General features: G+C 68.0%; 15 protein-coding genes and 1 pseudogene. 5 read left to right on the forward strand and 11 right to left on the reverse strand.

Going from position 1 to position 17,042, the window contains the following annotated elements:
* Window positions 1-11: 11 nt before the first annotated feature.
* Window positions 12-656 carry a heme-copper oxidase subunit III gene (locus EDF21_RS00990; RefSeq protein ID WP_082460212.1) on the reverse strand — a complete coding sequence of 215 codons (645 nt, stop codon included), beginning with the start codon at window positions 654-656 and terminating at the stop codon, window positions 12-14.
* Window positions 657-762: 106 nt separating this feature from the next.
* On the opposite strand from EDF21_RS00990, the gene trpD reads away from it, so the two are divergent.
* Window positions 763-1,818 (forward strand): anthranilate phosphoribosyltransferase, encoded by a 1,056-nt coding sequence (gene trpD, locus EDF21_RS00995; RefSeq protein ID WP_123570026.1) that lies wholly within the window; start codon window positions 763-765, stop codon window positions 1,816-1,818.
* A 79-nt stretch (window positions 1,819-1,897) separates the two neighbouring features.
* Here trpD and glpK read toward each other — a convergent pair whose 3' ends face one another.
* Window positions 1,898-3,418 (reverse strand): glycerol kinase GlpK, encoded by a 1,521-nt coding sequence (glpK, locus tag EDF21_RS01000; protein ID WP_056045060.1) that lies wholly within the window; start codon window positions 3,416-3,418, stop codon window positions 1,898-1,900.
* A gap of 157 nt (window positions 3,419-3,575) precedes the next feature.
* Window positions 3,576-4,313: an MIP/aquaporin family protein gene (locus EDF21_RS01005; protein ID WP_123517649.1), complete on the reverse strand. Its 738-nt coding sequence runs from the start codon at window positions 4,311-4,313 to the stop codon at window positions 3,576-3,578.
* A 198-nt stretch (window positions 4,314-4,511) separates the two neighbouring features.
* On the opposite strand from EDF21_RS01005, the gene dhaK reads away from it, so the two are divergent.
* The 3 genes from dhaK to dhaM all read left to right on the forward strand — a co-directional run bounded on the left by dhaK (window position 4,512) and on the right by dhaM (window position 6,932).
* Window positions 4,512-5,513, forward strand: coding sequence for a dihydroxyacetone kinase subunit DhaK (gene dhaK, locus EDF21_RS01010; RefSeq protein WP_056045061.1), 1,002 nt, complete (start codon window positions 4,512-4,514; stop codon window positions 5,511-5,513).
* A 79-nt stretch (window positions 5,514-5,592) separates the two neighbouring features.
* On the forward strand, window positions 5,593-6,243 hold the full coding sequence (gene dhaL / locus EDF21_RS01015) for a dihydroxyacetone kinase subunit DhaL (RefSeq protein WP_056045063.1): 651 nt from the start codon (window positions 5,593-5,595) through the stop codon (window positions 6,241-6,243).
* A 2-nt stretch (window positions 6,244-6,245) separates the two neighbouring features.
* Window positions 6,246-6,932, forward strand: coding sequence for a dihydroxyacetone kinase phosphoryl donor subunit DhaM (dhaM, locus tag EDF21_RS01020; RefSeq protein WP_123570027.1), 687 nt, complete (start codon window positions 6,246-6,248; stop codon window positions 6,930-6,932).
* A gap of 48 nt (window positions 6,933-6,980) precedes the next feature.
* On the opposite strand, the gene EDF21_RS01025 is transcribed toward dhaM, so the two are convergent.
* The 5 genes from EDF21_RS01025 to EDF21_RS01045 all read right to left on the reverse strand — a co-directional run bounded on the left by EDF21_RS01025 (window position 6,981) and on the right by EDF21_RS01045 (window position 13,768).
* Window positions 6,981-7,745, reverse strand: coding sequence for a pyrimidine reductase family protein (locus EDF21_RS01025; RefSeq protein WP_199736182.1), 765 nt, complete (start codon window positions 7,743-7,745; stop codon window positions 6,981-6,983).
* On the reverse strand, window positions 7,742-8,683 hold the full coding sequence (gene folP / locus EDF21_RS01030; RefSeq protein WP_233568311.1) for a dihydropteroate synthase: 942 nt from the start codon (window positions 8,681-8,683) through the stop codon (window positions 7,742-7,744). The genes EDF21_RS01025 and folP overlap by 4 nt, the downstream gene beginning before the upstream one ends.
* Window positions 8,676-9,263, reverse strand: coding sequence for a GTP cyclohydrolase I (gene folE, locus EDF21_RS01035; protein ID WP_123570028.1), 588 nt, complete (start codon window positions 9,261-9,263; stop codon window positions 8,676-8,678). Before folE ends, folP begins: the two co-directional genes overlap by 8 nt.
* A 12-nt stretch (window positions 9,264-9,275) precedes the next feature.
* Complete coding sequence (locus EDF21_RS01040) at window positions 9,276-9,776, reverse strand: hypothetical protein (RefSeq protein ID WP_123570029.1); 501 nt, start codon at window positions 9,774-9,776, stop codon at window positions 9,276-9,278.
* Between the two features lie 395 nt (window positions 9,777-10,171).
* A complete protein-coding gene (locus EDF21_RS01045; RefSeq protein ID WP_123570030.1) occupies window positions 10,172-13,768 on the reverse strand; it encodes a P-loop NTPase fold protein in 3,597 nt (1,198 codons plus the stop codon).
* A 330-nt stretch (window positions 13,769-14,098) separates the two neighbouring features.
* Between EDF21_RS01045 and EDF21_RS17200 the strand changes: the two are divergent.
* Window positions 14,099-14,260 (forward strand): annotated as a pseudogene (locus EDF21_RS17200) (MerR family transcriptional regulator); the annotation flags it as partial.
* Between the two features lie 235 nt (window positions 14,261-14,495).
* Here EDF21_RS17200 and EDF21_RS01055 read toward each other — a convergent pair.
* Genes EDF21_RS01055 through EDF21_RS01065 form a run of 3 tightly spaced genes read right to left on the reverse strand, consistent with a single transcriptional unit; the run spans window position 14,496 to window position 17,019 of the window.
* The gene (locus EDF21_RS01055; RefSeq protein WP_370274416.1) at window positions 14,496-15,011 is read right to left on the reverse strand and encodes an N-acetyltransferase family protein; all 516 of its coding nucleotides are present in this window, start codon (window positions 15,009-15,011) and stop codon (window positions 14,496-14,498) included.
* The gene (locus EDF21_RS01060; RefSeq protein WP_123570031.1) at window positions 15,008-16,351 is read right to left on the reverse strand and encodes an FAD-dependent oxidoreductase; all 1,344 of its coding nucleotides are present in this window, start codon (window positions 16,349-16,351) and stop codon (window positions 15,008-15,010) included. Before EDF21_RS01060 ends, EDF21_RS01055 begins: the two co-directional genes overlap by 4 nt.
* A complete protein-coding gene (locus tag EDF21_RS01065; protein WP_123570032.1) occupies window positions 16,348-17,019 on the reverse strand; it encodes an arsenate reductase ArsC in 672 nt (223 codons plus the stop codon). Before EDF21_RS01065 ends, EDF21_RS01060 begins: the two co-directional genes overlap by 4 nt.
* Window positions 17,020-17,042: the final 23 nt, after the last annotated feature.

Raw genomic sequence — 17,042 nt, forward strand, 5'->3', positions numbered from 1 at the left:
CGATCCAATGCCTATTTGAGGAGGTAGATGACGATGAAGAGGCCGATCCAGACGACGTCGACGAAGTGCCAGTAATACGACACGACGATGGCCGTCGTGGCCTCTTTGTGCCCGAAGTTCTTGACTGCGTAGGCACGACCGATGGTGAGCAGGAAGGCGATGAGGCCACCGATGACGTGGGCGCCGTGGAAGCCGGTCGTCATGTAGAAGGCCGAGCCGTAGGCGCTGGAGCTGAGGGTGACGTGCTCGGAGATCAGCGTCGCGTACTCGAACACCTGGCCGCAGACGAAGACCGCGCCCATGGCGTAGGTGAGGAAGAACCACTCGACCATGCCCCAGCGGCCGACCTGGAACAGGCGGCCGGTACGGTGCGGCTGCATGCGCTCGGCCGCGAACACGCCGAACTGGCAGGCGACCGAGGACAGCACCAGGGTGATGGTGTTGGTCAGCGCGAACGGCACGTTGTGCAGCGCCGTCTGGTCGGCCCACAGGCCCGGAGACGTCGAGCGGAGCGTGAAGTAGATCGCGAAGAGGCCGGCGAAGAACATGACCTCGCTGCCGAGCCACACGATGGTGCCCACGGCAACCGTGCTGGGTCGATTGACGACGGGGCCGCCAGAAGGTCTCGAGAGAGAGGTACTTGTCACGAGGTCCATTATGCCTGGTAAGTCGCTTTGGGTTTGCGCTCGAAACCCCGGGTCGGGAATTTCCCTTGACGCCGAGACATCGGAGCCGCCCGTGCTCCGCCGGTAGCCTGGGCGCATGACCTCCGAGCTCACCTGGCCCCTGATCATCGACGCGCTCCTCGTCGGTCGCGACCTCTCGATCAGCGAGGCGACGTGGTCGATGGAGCAGGTCATGACCGGCGACGTCACCCCGGCCCAGCTCGGGGCCTTCCTCGTGGCCCTGCGGGCCAAGGGGGAGACGGTGGACGAGATCGTGGGGTTCCGCGACGCCGTCCTCGCCCACGCCGTGGCCCTGCCGGTCGACAGCATGGCCGTCGACATCGTCGGCACGGGCGGAGACCGTTTCGGGACGGTCAACGTCTCGACCATGGCCTCCGTCGTCGTGGCGGCCACCGGCGTGCCCGTCATCAAGCACGGCAACCGGGCGGCGAGTTCGTCGTCCGGTTCCTCGGACGTCCTGTCGGCCCTCGGCATCGACCTGACCATCGGCGCCGACCGTGTGGCCGAGGTCCTGCGCGAAGCCGGGCTGACCTTCGCCTTCGCGGCCGCCTTCCACCCGGGCTTCGGCAACGCCGCCGCCGTGCGGCGTGAGATCGGCGTCCCGACGGTCTTCAACTTCCTGGGGCCCCTCGTGAACCCGGCACGACCCGAGGCGAGTGCGGTCGGCGTCGCGTCGCTCGACAAGGTGCCGCTGATCGTGGGCGTGTTCCAGACCCGGGGCGCGACGGCGCTCGTGTTCCGCGGCGACGACGGCCTCGACGAGTTGACCACCACCGGTCACAGCCACATCTGGGAGGTCACCGGAGGCTCGGTGACCGAGCACGACCTCGACCCGCTCGAGTTGGGCATCCCGCGGGCGCGCATCTCCGACCTCGTCGGCGGCGACGCGGCGTACAACGCGGCCGTCGCCCGCGAGGTGCTGGCGGGGGAGCGCGGCCCCGTCCGCGACATCGTGCTGCTCAACGCGGCGGCCGGACTGGTCTCGTACGGGCTGGCCGCGGACCCGGGCCAGCGCGAACGGCCGCTCCTCGCCCGCTTCCGGGAGCAGCTGGACGTCGCGGCCCGCGCCGTCGACTCGGGGGCGGCGATCGCGAAACTGGACCAGTGGGTGGCGGCGACCCGCGCCTCCTGAGACGAACCGTGCCTCCTCGTCCTCGGACGGGCGCACGACGAAGGGCCCGTCCGATCGGACGGGCCCTTCGCGCGGAGGATCAGTTGACGTCGTCGTCGACCCAGTCGAAGGTCTTCGTGACGGCCTTCTTCCAGAGACGGAGCGTGCGGTCACGCTCGTCGGCGTCGATGTTCGGCGTCCAGCGCTTGTCCTCCTGCCAGTTGGCACGGAGGTCGTCGAGGGTCTCCCAGAAGCCGACCGCGAGACCGGCCGCGTAGGCCGCTCCGAGCGCGGTGGTCTCGGCGACCACGGGACGGACGACCGGGACGTCGAGGATGTCGGCCTGGAACTGCATGAGCGCGTCGTTGGCGGTCATGCCACCGTCGACCTTGAGCTCGGTCAGGTCGACACCGGAGTCGGCGTTGACCGCGTCGAGCACCTCGCGGGTCTGGAACGCGGTCGCCTCGAGGGCGGCGCGGGCGATGTGGCCCTTGTTGACGTAGCGGGTGAGGCCGACGAGGGCGCCACGCGCGTCGGACCGCCAGTAGGGCGCGAACAGACCCGAGAAGGCGGGCACGAAGTACACTCCGCCGTTGTCCTCGACGGTCTTGGCGAGCTCCTCGACCTCGGGGGCGGAGCCGATCATGCCCAGGTTGTCGCGCAGCCACTGGATCAGCGAACCCGTGACCGCGATGGACCCCTCGAGGGCGTAGTGGGGTGCGGCGTCGCCGAGCTTGTAACCGAGCGTCGTGAGCAACCCGTTCTTCGAGTGGACGATCTCTTCGCCTGTGTTGAAGATCAGGAAGTTGCCGGTGCCGTACGTGTTCTTCGACTCGCCCTGGTCGAAGGCGGCCTGGCCGAAGGTGGCGGCCTGCTGGTCGCCGAGGATGCCGGCGATGGGCACCTCGCGCAGCAGGCTCGAGGCCTCGACCGTGCCGTAGACCTCGGACGAGCTCTTGATCTCGGGGAGCATCGACCTCGGCACGTCGAAGGCCTCGAGGATGTCGTCGCGCCACTCGAGCGTCTCGAGGTCCATGAAGAGGGTGCGCGAGGCGTTCGTCACGTCGGTGACGTGGACGCCGCCGTCGGTGCCGCCGGTGAGGTTCCAGAGGACCCAGGTGTCGGTCGTGCCGAAGAGCAGGTCGCCCGCCTCGGCCTTCTCGCGGGCGCCCTCGACGTTCTCGAGGATCCAGACGACCTTCGTGCCCGAGAAGTAGGTCGCGAGCGGCAGGCCGACGATCGGCTTGAAGCGCTCGACGCCACCGTCGGCGGCCAGGCGGTCGACGATGGACTGCGTGCGGGTGTCCTGCCAGACGATGGCGTTGTAGACGGCCTTGCCGGTGGTCTTGTCCCAGACCACGGCGGTCTCGCGCTGGTTGGTGATGCCGACGGCCTTGATGTTGTGGCGCGTGATGTCGGCCCGGGAGAGGGCCTGACCGATGACCTCGCGGGTGTTCTCCCAGATCTCGGCGGGGTCGTGCTCGACCCAGCCGGCACGGGGGAAGATCTGCTCGTGCTCTTTCTGGCCGGTGGCCACGATCGAGCCCGAGTGGTCGAAGATGATGGCGCGGGTGCTGGTCGTTCCCTGGTCGATGGCCAGGATGTAGTCGGTGTCGCTCACGGGTGGAACTCCTTCGTCGTTGATGGATGCGGCTCGCACGGAGGCCCGGGTCGGTCCAGTGGAGCGGACGGGCCCGAGCCTCTGCGGGGAGCGGGTGGATCGATGGGCGTCGGACGGCTCGGGGGAGCCGGCCTCGGCCGATCAGCGGGTCGCCGGGTCAGGCGGCCAGGGGGAGGAGCGGGAAGGACAGCAGTGCCGCGAGGGCGCCGCCGACGAGGGGGCCGACGACCGGCACCCAGGCGTAGGACCAGTCGCTGCCGCCCTTGCCCTTGATGGGCAGGAAGGCGTGGGCGATGCGCGGGCCGAGGTCGCGGGCCGGGTTGATGGCGTAGCCCGTGGGACCACCGAGCGAGGCGCCGATGCCGACCACGAGGAGTGCGACTGCCAGGCCGCCGAGCGGGCCGAGGTTCGCGGCGTTCGGGGAGGCGCCGTTGGTGATGGCGATGATCGTGAAGACCAGCACGAAGGTGCCGATGATCTCGGTGACGAGGTTCCAGCCGTAGTTGCGGATGGCCGGGCCGGTCGAGAACACGCCGAGCTTGGTGGCCGGGTCGGGCTCCTCGTCGAAGTGCTGTTTGTAGGCCAGCCAAACGACGACCGCACCGATGATCGCACCGACCATCTGCGCCGCGACGTAGACGAGGAACGCGGCGAACGTGATGTTGCCGAGGATCAGCTGGGCGATGCTGACGGCCGGGTTGAGGTGCGCCCCGGACGAGTACGAGGCCAGGATGCCGACGAAGACCGCGAGGCCCCAGCCGAAGTTGACCATGAGCGTGCCGCCGTTGAAGCCCTTCGTCTTCGTCAGGGCGACGTTGGCGACGACTCCGCCACCGAGGGTGAGCAGCAATGCGGTGCCCACCGTTTCTGAAAGAAAAATCAATCCCAGGTTCACGTCGACCTTCCTTGTCGTACGGCGGGGCGACAGTGCACCCGCGGTGAGCGTGTGTCAACACCTTAGTGCGGTGATCACACGTGATGAGAAGGAAAGATCCGGTGATTGCACATATGTGCATCAGGGGGTGCCGGGAGTAGGTTGAGCGGCAGCCTGGTGCACCAGAGCACCGTTCCCGGCGCCGAGAAAGGGACTTCGATGAAGAAGCTCATCAACGATCCGTCCGACGTCGTCGCCGAGGCCGTGGCCGGCTTCGGCGCGGCTCACGCGGACCTCGTGGTCGTCTCGCACGACCCGACGTTCGTCCGCCGATCGGCGGCTCCCGTGGCCGGCAAGGTCGCGATCGTGAGCGGCGGCGGCAGCGGTCACGAACCGTTGCACGCGGGGTTCGTCGGCTTCGGCATGCTCTCGGCCGCCGTGCCGGGTCCGATGTTCACGTCGCCCACGCCCGATCCGATCGTCGCCGCCACGCAGGCGGTGGACGCCGGAGCGGGCGTCCTCTACATCGTCAAGAACTACACGGGCGACGTTCTCAACTTCGAGACGGCTGCCGACCTCGTGGAGGCCGAGGGCATCCAGGTGCGCTCGGTGGTGGTCGACGACGACGTCGCGGTCAAGGACTCCCTCTACACCGCCGGTCGCCGAGGCGTCGCCGGCACGGTCGTGGTCGAGAAGACCGCCGGTGCCGCGGCCGAGCGGGGCGATTCGCTCGACGCCGTCGCCGAGGTGGCCCGACGCACGAACGCGGCGACCAGGTCGATGGGCGTCGCCCTCACCGCGGGCACCGTCCCCCATGCCGGTGAGCCGAGCTTCACGCTGGCCGACGACGAGGTCGAGATCGGGATCGGCATCCACGGCGAACCGGGCCGAGAGCGCATCCCGCTCGAACCGGTCGACGCCATCGTCGACCGGCTGCTCGACGCCGTCACCGACGATCTGGGACTCGCCTCCGGCGAGCGGGTGCTGCTCTTCGTCAACGGCATGGGCGGCACGCCGCTCGTCGAGCTCTACATCGCCTACCGTCGTGCGGCCGAGGCCCTCGAAGCACGAGGAGTCGAGGTGTACCGCAGCCTCGTCGGTTCGTACGTCACCTCGCTCGAGATGCAGGGCATGTCGATCACGGTGACCCGCCTCGACGACGAGCTGGCCGAGCTCTGGGACGCCCCGGTCGAGACCGCGGCCCTGCGCCGGGGCCGGTAGGCGTCCGCGTGGACGCCGAGAGCAGGGCACGCCGCGCCGCATCACCGAACCACTGCACGATGAGAGGAACGACCACCGCATGACACTCGACGCCACCTGGACCCGGGCCTGGATCGACCGGACGGCCGACGTCGTCGCCGCCCACCACACGGCCCTCAGTGAACTCGACCGCCAGATCGGCGACGGCGACCACGGCGAGAACCTGTCCCGCGGCTTCACCGCCGTGCGCGCCCGGCTCGCCGACCTCCCCGCCGACGCGACGCCCGGAGCAGCCCTCAAACTCGTCGCCACGACGCTCATCTCGACGGTCGGTGGCGCGTCGGGCCCCCTGCTGGGCACGGCGTACCTGAAGGGGTCGGCGGCCCTGGGCGACGCCACGGAGCTGGACGCGGAGGCGCTGGTCGCCTTCCTGACCGCGGCCCGCGACGGTGTCGTGCTGAGGGGCAAGGCCGAGGTCGGCGACAAGACCATGATCGACGCGTGGACCCCGGCCGTCGACGCAGCAGCCGCCGCAGCTGCGGACGGTGCCTCGCCCGCAGGCGTCCTCCGTGCCGCAGCGGACGCCGCGGCGACCGGTGCCGCCTCGACCGAACCCCTCGTCGCCCGCAAGGGCCGAGCCAGCTACCTCGGCGAGCGTGCCGTGGGTCACCGCGATCCCGGCGCGCAGTCGTCGTCCCTCATCATCGCCGCCGCGGCCGACGCCGCGGACGGCTCGAGCAAGGAGTCCTGAGCATGCCCACCATCGGAATCGTCGTCGTCTCGCACAGTGTCAAGATCGCCGAGGGCGTGGTCGACCTCGCTCGCCAGATGGCCCCCACGACCACCCTCGTGGCCGCCGGAGGGACGGACGACGGGTCCATCGGCACCAGCTTCGACAAGATCTCCGCCGCCCTGGCCGAGGCCGGGCGGGGCGGCGGGGCGGTCGTGCTCTGCGACCTCGGTTCCGCCATCCTGACGAGCGAGACGGCCGTCGACTTCCTCGACGACGCCGACAAGCAGCGGGTGCTCATCGCCGATGCGCCACTGGTCGAGGGAACGGTCGCCGCGGCCGTCTCCGCCGAGACCGGGGGAGACCTCGAGGCCGTGGCGGCGGCCGCCCGGACGGCCACCGGAGTCGCCGACGCGCACGCCGACGAGCGCGACCTCCGAGGTGGCGACGCCGTCGAGCGCTCGGCCGTCCTCGTCAACGCGTCGGGGCTGCACGCCCGTCCCGCCGCCGACCTCGTCACGCACGCGTCTCGGTTCCAGGCCGACGTCACGGTCAACGGCGTCGACGCCAAGAGCCTGCTCCGCATCATGGGGTTGAACGTGGGCGTCGGTTCGGCGGTGGCCGTCATGGCGACCGGTCCCGACGCCGCGGCCGCCGTGGACGACCTCATCGCCTTGATCGAAGGCGGTTTCGGCGAGAAGGCGAGCTGATCGCCCGCGGAGCCCGCGCCTCCTGACCTCGCGTCGCGCGGCCGCGACCTAGCGCCGTCGCGACCATTTCGTGAGGAGCATGTCGCCCGACACCAGGACGTGGTCGAGGGCGAGGCCGCGGAGGGCCATCTCGTCGCGGGCCGCGACGATGCGCGGGCCGGCTCCGCCCTCGAGGTTGGGCGACACGGTGAGGCACAGCTCGTCGACGACGTCGGCGGCGACGAGGTCGCCGAGCAACGCCGGGCCTCCTTCGGTGTGGATCTGGGGAAGCCCTCGCTCGACCAGGACCCGGACGAGGAGGCGCGGGTCCACCCGGTCGCGACCGCACGACACGACGTCGGCGACCTCGTCGAGTCGGGCCCGAGCCGCGCGAGGTGCCGCGTCGTGGGTGAGCACCAGGGGGCGGACCGGGGCGTCCGCGAACACGCCGCTCGTCGGGTCGAGGCCGAGTCCGCTCGAGACCACGGCGAAGACGGGATGGTCGGACAGGCCCGCGGCTCGACGCCAGGCGACGGCCTCGTCGTCGAGTCGCATCGGGCCGTAGCCCTCGTCGCGGACCGTGCCCGCCCCGACCACGACCACGTCGCAGAGTCGGCGCAGCAGGTCGAAGACGAGCAGGTCGGCCGGCCCGCCCAGGTCGCGCGTCCTGCCGGCCGCCGTCGCCGATCCGTCGACGCTGGCGACGAAGTTCGCCCGCACGGACGGCGTCGTCCGGTCGTGGGGCCGGTGGAGCTCGACGAGGTCGTCGATCGTCAGTGCGCCACGGCCGACCGGGGGAGCGGGGTGCAGCTGCACGAGGGTGGTCGCGGTCACGAGGCGTCCTCGTCGAGGTTGTGGCGCTCGACGAGGGGGTCCCGCCAGCCGAGGATCGCCTCGATCATCCGGACGGCGTCGACGCTGGCCCGGACGTCGTGCATGCGGACGATGCGTGCGCCCTGCAGCACGCTCACCGTGGCCGCCGCGAGCGAGCCCGCCAGGCGGTCGGGCTTGTCGCGACCGAGCGACTCGCCGACGAAGTCCTTGTTGGACACCGCGGCGAGCGTCGGGTGACCCAGGGCCGCCACCTCGGACAGGCGCCGGGTGAGTTCGAGCGAGTGCCGGGTCGTCTTGTTCAGGTCGTGCCCCGGATCGACGACGAGTCTGTCGTCGGGCACGCCGTGGGCACGGGCGACGTCGACCCGCCGCGCGAGGAACTCGACGACCTCGGTCACGACGTCGCCGTAGTGCGGACGGGGATGCGGACGCCGTGGTGCCGCCAGGCTGTGGGTGACGACGAGCGTGGCCTCGCTGTCGGCGACCACGTCGGCCAGGCGCGGATCGTGGAGCCCCGTGGTGTCGTTGACGACGTGCGCCCCGGCGGCGATGACGCGTTCGGCGACCTCGGGGCGGAAGGTGTCGACCGAGATGACGACGTCGGACCGGCTCGCGAGCGCCTCCACCACGGGCAGCACCCGGTCGAGTTCGTCGGAGGCGGACAGCTCGGGCCCGGGCGCGAAGGGGACGCCCCCGATGTCGACCCAGTCGGCGCCCGCCTCGGCCGCGTCCACGGCGGCCTCCACGGCGCGGTCGAGGGCGAAGGTGGCGCCACGGTCGAAGAACGAGTCGGGCGTGCGGTTGACGATCGCCATCACGGCGACCTGGTGCGAGAAGTCGAAGGTCCGCGACCCGATGCGGCGGCGGGGGACGAGGAGGGGCGGCACGGCGAATCCGGCGGGGTCGGCCGCGGGGGAGGGAGCGGCCGCCTCAGCCACGGGAGGTGCCGATCAGGGCGACCGCCTCGGCCCGCGCCGACGGCGTGGACAGGACGCCCCGGCTCGCGAGCGTCACCGTCGTGCTGCCCGTCTGACGGGGGCCCCGGGTCGTGACGCATCCGTGCGAGGCGTCGAGCACCACGAGGACGCCGTCGGGGCGGGCGCCGGTCTCCACGGCCTCGGCGATCTCCTCGCCGAGCCGCTCCTGGAGCTGGGGGCGCGAGGCGACCGCGTCGACCACGCGGGGGAGCGCACCCAAGCCGACGATCGTCTCGCCCGGGACGTAGGCCACGTGAGCGACGCCGACGAAGGGCAGCAGGTGGTGCTCGCACACCGACCGGAACGAGATGTCGCGAACGATCACGACCTCGCCCAGCTGGTGCGCTTCGGCCGGGACGGTGGCCTGGCGGACGAGTTCGGCCGCGTCGACCGTGAGCCCCGAGAAGAACTCGGCGTAGGCGTCGGCCACGCGTCGGGGGGTCGACTCGAGCCCGGGCCGGTCGACGTCCTCACCGATCGCGGCGAGCAGTTCGAGCACGGCGGCCTCGATGCGGGGCCCGTCGATCGGCGGAGGAGTCATCGCACCATCCTCTCAGGCGGAGGGGCCGACCGCGCCGTCCGTGCTGCTCCCGAGGTCGACGGCGGTCTCGCGGGGGAGCGCCTCGTGGTGGCGCCGTCCGTGGCTGCGCCGCGCCTCCTTCATCTCGGCCTCGAAGAGGTGCTTCTTGCCGTCCGCCAAGGAATCACGTACGTTCTTCTCATGGTCGCGGAAGGCGGCGTAGTAGCCGTCGTCGTAGTCCTCGACGAGTTGGTAGGTCCAGCGTCCCTCGGCGACGTTGCGACCGACGAGGTCCCGGTCCAGCAGGTCGGCGATCTCGTCGTGCCCGGCCCGGCGCAGAGATTCGACGGCATCGCCGAGGGCGAGGTCGGCCTTGCCGGTCAGTCGGTGGAATCCGTAGAGGAATCCACGGGCCTGCTCGACGATCTCGAGCGCGGCGGAGAGCTCGCCGAGCGCCGCGACGGTGTCGTCGTCGAGCCCGTGGGGTCGGCGATGCGCGTCGTCGGGCGGTGTGGGGGTCGTGTCGGTCGTCATGCGACCAGGAAACTCCGAGGAGGCGCGGCGTGCGTCAGCGGGGAGCGCTTCCGCCGCCCCTCTCTAAGTAACTGGATAAGGGCCTTATCGCAATCGGGCCATGGGGGCATGGACTGTTGTCTATTAGCCTCGAGCGGCGGCCGGAAAGTCAATTAATCGACCAGAAGAGCCTCCTTGGTTCTGAGGTGTGCCGGCGAAAATGGTCTTCAGGTAGAGAAACCGGTGGGAAAAGCGGGGGACAACAAAGCGTTAAACGCGGCAAGTTACTGGCTCGATGGGCTGCCTTCGCGCATCCCCTGACGAACGGGCTGAGGCTCGCGATCGCTTATACACGCAGGTAGCAACGACCCGTCACCCAGCTCGCTACCGGGCTGCCTCGCGGGAGCACGCCCGAGCTACTTCCGTGGGCCGAAGATCTGCTTACGAATAGACGACTTCTTGGCGATATATCCACTGCGTGCAAGCCAGCTCTTATCGCGCTGGGGAATGTAAGATTCCGCGGCCTCTGCCCAGTCAGTGAACTGGGGCCTGAGCGTCGAGACGGTGCTTCGCGACCAGACGGGATCGTAGGCCTTGATTAGCCTCACACCCAAGGGCATTTCGGTCCGCTTTCCCTCAAGTGCCATGCCCTTTACGAGTGCTTGCGCGACACCGCCTGCGTCGCCGTCGACAGGCAGTGCGAGGAGCCTGTCGAGGGCAGCCTCCCGCGTTGATCTCGATCCGGCGTCCCGCACATCTGCAGCCGCCTTCTCGTACACGTGAAGAGGTTGACCGCGGCGACTAAGAGCCCGGAGAGTTTCGGCTGTCGCGCCCACTCCGATCAATAGTTGCCAAGCTTCGGCCCGGCGGTCCGAGGTGACACGCTCACCAAACGTCGTCCATGCCGCTGCTGAGAAGGTCGTCGCTTGAAGAAGTACTCGATACTCTGCAGTGGTTGGTGTAGTCCCTAGCCAAGCGTCAGCAATCTGCTTTCTGTGGGCCGTGCCATCGAGTGCTCGTATGGCGTTGGCGGGCGGCGACTGGGACTTGATGCCCGCGGCCAAGGCTCGCTCCTGGGCCGCAAGCAGCACGCGAAGTGAACGGTGGGAGTAGTCCTCAGTCCAAAGTTGCGCCTGGAATAGGCCGTCTGCGACGTGGGCCGCCTCGGTGGGGTCTAGCGCTTCAGCAGCGTTGAAAATCTGCTCGACTGACGCGTCCTCTTCCTGCGCCGAAGTGACCGCATCGACGAAGAGGCGAACGCGAGCCTCGGTGGTCTGTGTAAGGGGGTCTCTAAGCAGGTCAAGGGCGTCCAGAAGTCTGGCCAGGTACTCGAAGCGGTCATCTGTGTATTCGTCCCATCCCGGCTCGATCGCACCCATCACTTTGATCAAGAGCGTCTCGCCAGATACAGGATCTGAGGGAAGTGACGCCAGCCGGAAGGCGTTGTGCGCTCCGTTCGAGCGGGTGGCCACGTCTTTATTGCTCGTCGCTCGGTCCACAACGGCATCAAGAGCTTCAGCTTTCAACCCGGCTTCGACCCAGGAAGTGCTTGAGAGAAGGTTGCGCCAGCGTCCCGCGGCGAGGTGAGGCAAGGCTGCGATTGCGGTCAGGAGATGCGCATTTGCAGCTTCGGCATACCCCGCTTCAATGGTTTCCCGGATCAGGCGGTCATGAACGTCCAAGTGCCAGCTGGTTCCATCATGGGCGCGACGCAGAGCGTTTAGAACACTGCGGCGCGCACCGCTCTCCGGGGGGAGCTGTGGCCAGACCCCCAACACGGTCTCTGTCGCAGCGCGAACCTGTTCTCGTTCCTCTTCGAACCGCTCCGACAGGAGTGCGTTCTGGGCTTCCGCTTCTTGGCGCGCAGCAGCAGTCGCCACTGCTGCTTCGACCGTGACAGGCTCGGCTATGGATAGGCCCGCAGCTAGTTCATTGACCTCGTCATCGTTCAGCGCAGAGGAAGGTCTGTTTCCCTGTCGTCGCAGGACAGCGGCGACAGCCGCGGGCAGTCGGGCCGCCCTGCCGAGAGACTGCCCCAACACGGCCGGTTCGATGGAACGCCAATCTTCAGGCGTCAGGTCCTCCACAAACCGTGAAACAACGGCTTCGACGGCGGCATCCGAAAGCTTCGCGGCCGCATCGAGAAGCTGCGTGGAACTGTCGTCGCTGTATGACACAGCGACAGCCCTTGCGTACCCCTCCAAGCTCGTCTGGCTGTGTCCCTTGAGCCCGCCAGACATGCCAGCCTGAAGGTTCGACGCAGTTGAGATAGAGATCGACGGTAGCTCGGTAGCAAGTTCGCCAGCCAGTACGCGAAGGCTAAGTGCAATCTGGGACGACTCAGGTTCCGCTTGTTCCAAGATGTGGTCAATAGCCAGCGCGCGATCTCCTACGGAAGCTAGGGAAAGGGCTTCGACCACATCTTTTCTCGGAAGGTCCGCCGCGAGAAGGACCTCGTTGTATACGTCTGGGTCCTCGAAGTGAAGCAGGTTCCCGTCCGAGTGCATCAAGATCAAATCAACCCGCGGCTCGGGCGCCCCCATTTCGCGCAGGCGACGCAGGTATCGGCTGAGGTTGCGCTGCAAATCTCGGGCCACGCCGCTCGAGTCGCGGCTCTTGACTACCTGGTCAAGCTCGACATCACTCGGCTCCCTCGTGTCTGCGCCGTGGTATTGGTCGAGCAGCTCCTTGATCTCCGGCCGAGTGGGTTCCTCTTCCCTGTACAAGAAACGCATGAGTGACGGGGCCCGTTCGATATCGGCCATCAACTTCGGGAACTCAGTCTGCAGAACGGTCAGGACGGCTATTTCTTCAGCCCTGTGAAGCCAGTCGAAGCCGAGGCTTTCGAAGAGGCGCGCGTTCACTGCGAAGTCGTTAAGTAGGACCTTCGTCCGGCGGGGACTTGCCAGGTGCATAGGCGAGAGAACGGCCACCACGCGGTCAAGGAGGCCATCTTGGTATTCCTTTAGTTGAGCCCAGACCCCGCCGCGGTCTCGAACCAGCGACAGAGCGTATCGGCGGAACGTGTGGGGAGGCTGCGGTGGCAGGGCCAACTGGAATTGGAAGATCTTGTCGAGATACTCACCACTCGTCCGGTAGTAGGGGGAAATGGACTGACTAGGGGCGGCGTGCTCCATTTCTTCAGCGATCGTCGTCGCGATGGCCGCGCGATCAAAAGCCACCACAAAGACGCATCGATCGTGGCCGAGAAAGGTTCGAAGTCCCTCCAGGGTTGCCATGACGTCCTTTTTCCCGCACCTGTCCAGTTCGTCGATGAAGATGACGTAGCGACGTTTGGGATCAGTGCTGAGCAGCTTGTTGAAGAGCACGCTGAACTGGGCGACGTGGCTTGGAGTCGATTTCGAGACGGTGACCTTGGACAGCTCAACGAGAGTGGCGCTGACAGCCAGCAAGAGACTTGAACTGACTGCAAAACCGGACCATGCGCCAACGTTCCGTAGCCAAGCGTTGACGAAATTGGGGCTGGGTTCGTTCATGGCACCCAGAGCCGTCCATGCGAGAGGCAGAAGGAGGAACAGGAAGACCAAGATCGCAGCGGCGATCAGTGCCGGGCCTTTGCCTCCACGGACACCCTTAATAAAGGGGAAGCTTACTTGCGTTGTTGCTTGGAAGAGCTGGTCCGAGACCGTGCGATCAGCATTCGGTATTTGCCGCGCAAGTTCGCTTAGAAAGTTCGTGCGAAATCCGTCTCCGGCGTTCTTCCAAGCATCGAACGTAATGTGAAGAGCTTTGGAGGGACCGGACTTTAGTTCTTCCCCAAGAAGCTCGTTGAAGCTGCTCTTACCAGCACCCCACGGGCCAAAAAGCGCGATGTTGGCCTTGCCGTTTGCCGAGGTTGCTAGCTCGGCAACTTTCCTCGCTATCACGCGGTGGTGCAGGAGGTCCTGGCTGTCGGCGATCGGATTTTTCCCCGAGCCTCGTAGGGGTTCATCAGGCACTAGGTCGCTCGCTGTAAGTCGCGCCGCGTTTGCGGTGGCGTCCGATGTGCTCATGCGATTAGCTGACGCGCGACCCCGGGCAGAGTCAGAGCGCAGCTACCTCCCCTGACATGACCGTACTGGCCTCTACGACCTTCTTTGCCCATGCCGGGCAAAATGACTCCCCTCAAGAGTCGTGGGCACGCATGTGTTGGGACCGCCCGGAGTAGGTCGCCAGCTCTGACAGTAGGCGACCTTAGTGAAGCCCGGGGGCGTAGCGCCCACGGTCAGTAATGTCGGTGGGTTAGTCGTCACCGTTTCGATGACACGGGAAGGTACGTGAGTGACGGTAGAGGTTCGAGCCGCTTGAAATTCAAGCGGCGTCGGCAGCTCTAGGGTCGCGGTGTGCGAATCTCCGAGGTCAGTAGGCGCAGCGGCATCCCCCCAACGGCGCTCCGGTACTACGAGTTCATCGGGCTCCTGACCCCTGCACGAGCCTCGAACGAATACCGGGACTACAGCTCGGACGTTCTCAACCGGCTCGATGTGATTGAGGCCAGTAAGGAACTCGGTCTGCCCTCGATCAGATCAGGTCACACCTCAGCACCATGGAATCGACGTCCTACACCGGCGTCCGGGAAGCGCTACGCCCACTACTTGCCGAGTAGGTACGGCAGATCGAGGAGAAGCAGGCGCGCCTCGACCGGCTCCGGTCGCGTCTCGCTCGTGCCGAGCACGATCTCGCCGAGTGCCCTGACCGGTCTGAGCGGTGATCGACCGAGTGCGTCTTCCGCACTAGCGCCTAAGAGGGATCGGTGGGTGAGCGTCGTTCGATCAGAACGGTGTCGCGCCACACGCCGACATAAGGGCCTGCTTCGGAGCGTGCGATCCGTTCCCGCGTCCCAATTCGGCGGAACCCCGCCCGGTCGTGGAGGGCCAGGCTCGCCCCGTTCTCGGGGAAGATCGACGACTGAACGGTCCAGATGCCCGAGGCATCCACCGAGTTCAGAAACGAAGCCAGCAGATCCCATCCGATTCCTCGTCCCTGGGCCGCCGCGGCGACGTAGACCGAGTGCTCGACGACACCTGCATACGCAGGCCTGGCCGACGTCGCAGACGCCGCCACCCAGCCGAGCACGGTGCCCGTGGTGTCCTCGACGGCGACGAACCGTTGCGCGGCGAGCTTGCCGGCATCGAACGCCTGCCAGGTCGGGGTGCGGGTCTCGAAGGTGGCGTTACCGGTGTTGATGCCCTCTTGGTAGATGCGCTCGACGGCGGGCCAGTCGTCCGGGGTCATGGCCCGGACGGTGACGCTCACGAGCAGCACCCACCTGCTGCCGGGCCGTCGACGGCGCACCCGGAGGCGTCCGGGAGGTTCGTCGAGCAGACACCCGTGTCGGGAAGTTCGAGCTGCACCAGGCGGGCGGCTTCGTGGTTGCCGGCGAGTTCGTCGGCTATGGAGCGGACCTGTTCGTAGCCGGTAAGGAGCAGGAACGTCGGGGCACGGCCGTAGGACTTCACGCCGGCGATGTAGAAGTTCGGCTCCGGGTGCCCCAGCTCTGCGACCCCGTGCGGGTAGACCGTGCCGCAGGAGTGCAGGTTCGGGTCGATCAGCGGTGCGAGCTGCCGGGGTGCTTCCACGATCTCGTCCAGGGACACCCGGACCTCGCGGAGCATGTTGAGGTTGGGGCGGAACCCGGTCGCGTTCACCACCACGTCCGCGGCGACCGTCAGGGGGTCACCGCGTCGACGTCCGACGAGCTGCACGTCGTCGTCGGTCTTGGTGACGTCGTCGACCTCGAACCGGTCGACGAGGGCGATCGCGCCGGCACGGACGAGGTCGCGGACGGCGCTGCCGAGGTCGCCGCGGCCTTCGAGCTGGTCGGCTGCGGAACCGTAGACCCGGGCGGGGGTGCTGCTGCGGATCGCCCACGTGATCGTCGTCCCGGGGGCTTCCTTGGCGAGGGCCGCGAGCTTGATGAGGGTGTTCGCGGCCGAGTGGCCGGCGCCGACGACGACCGTGTGCCGGCCGGCGAACCGGTCCCGGTCCTGGCCGAGGACGTCGGGCAGGGCGTGGCTGATGCTGCCGGCGACGTCGTCGCCGTGGGAGAGGCCGACCCCGGAGGAGGTGAGGGTGTTGGGGGTCGTGTAGGTGCCGGAGGTGTCGATGACGGCGCGGGCGAGTTCGTCGCGCACCTCGCCGTCGTGGTCGAGGCGCAACAGGAACGGCGTCTCGGCACGACCGGTGGAGCGGGTGCGGTCCATGCCCTGTCGGGACACCGCGACCACCCGGTGCCCATACCGGATGCAGCCCGACAGCTCAGGGGTCGCGGCGAGGGGTTCGAGGTAGTCGCGGACGAAGTCAGCGCCGTAGGGAAGCTTCTTCGCTGCCGGGGCCTCCCAGTCGGTGGTGTCGAGCAGGCGCGCAGCGGCCGGGTCGACGAGGTGCTCCCACGGGGTGAACAGGCGCGTGTGCCCCCACGCACGGACCGCCGTCGCGGCACTCGGGCCAGCTTCATAGATCACGACGTCGATACCGCGTTCGAGGAGCTGCGCGGCGGCCGCGAGGCCCACGGGGCCGGCGCCGATAACGGCGACGGGGAGCCCGGCGAGGGTGGATGCGTCGGTACGGGGCGGGACAGAGAGGGTGAGGCTCATGCGGGGAGGCCCTTCGATTCGATGCCGAGTTCGGTCAGGAGCGATTCGACGAGCTTGCGGACGTCGTCGCGGATGAGACGCACCTTCTCGATAGGGAGCCCTGCGGGGTCAGTGAGGTGCCAGTCACGGTAGGTCTTGCTGGGGTAGATCGGGCACGCGTCGCCGCAGCCCATCGTGATCACGACGTCGGCAGCCTGCACGACGTCGTCGGTCAGCGGCTTCGGGAACGCCTCGTCAAGGTCGAGGCCCAGCTCCCGCATCGCTTCCGCGACGACAGGGTGGAGGTCCCGGGCCGGCAGGGACCCGGCCGAGCGGACGTGGACGGCACCGCCCGAGAGGACGTTGGTGAACACGGCTGCCATCTGGGAGCGGCCGGCGTTCTGCTCGCAGACGAACAGCACCTCCGGCACCGTCCGCTCGATCGCCCCGGTGGCCTGCCCGAGGGCGGTCAGCCGGTCGACGGCGAACCGGGTCGCGTTGGTGGTCAGGTGCGCCCGGACCTGCGCTGTGCGAAGGAGCGCCGTGTAGGACTCGAGCACGTACCGCTCGATGGTCTCGGGCCCGAAGATGCCCTCGAACCGGGTGGTGAGGTCGCCCGCGGCACGCTTGAGTGCGTCCTCGGGGAAGGCAAGGCCCGGCAGGCCGCGCCTCGTGGTCAGGTCCGTCATCGTTGTCTCCTCGCAGCTCAGGG

The organism is Frigoribacterium sp. PhB118, assembly GCF_003751725.1.
GTDB lineage: Bacteria > Actinomycetota > Actinomycetes > Actinomycetales > Microbacteriaceae > Frigoribacterium.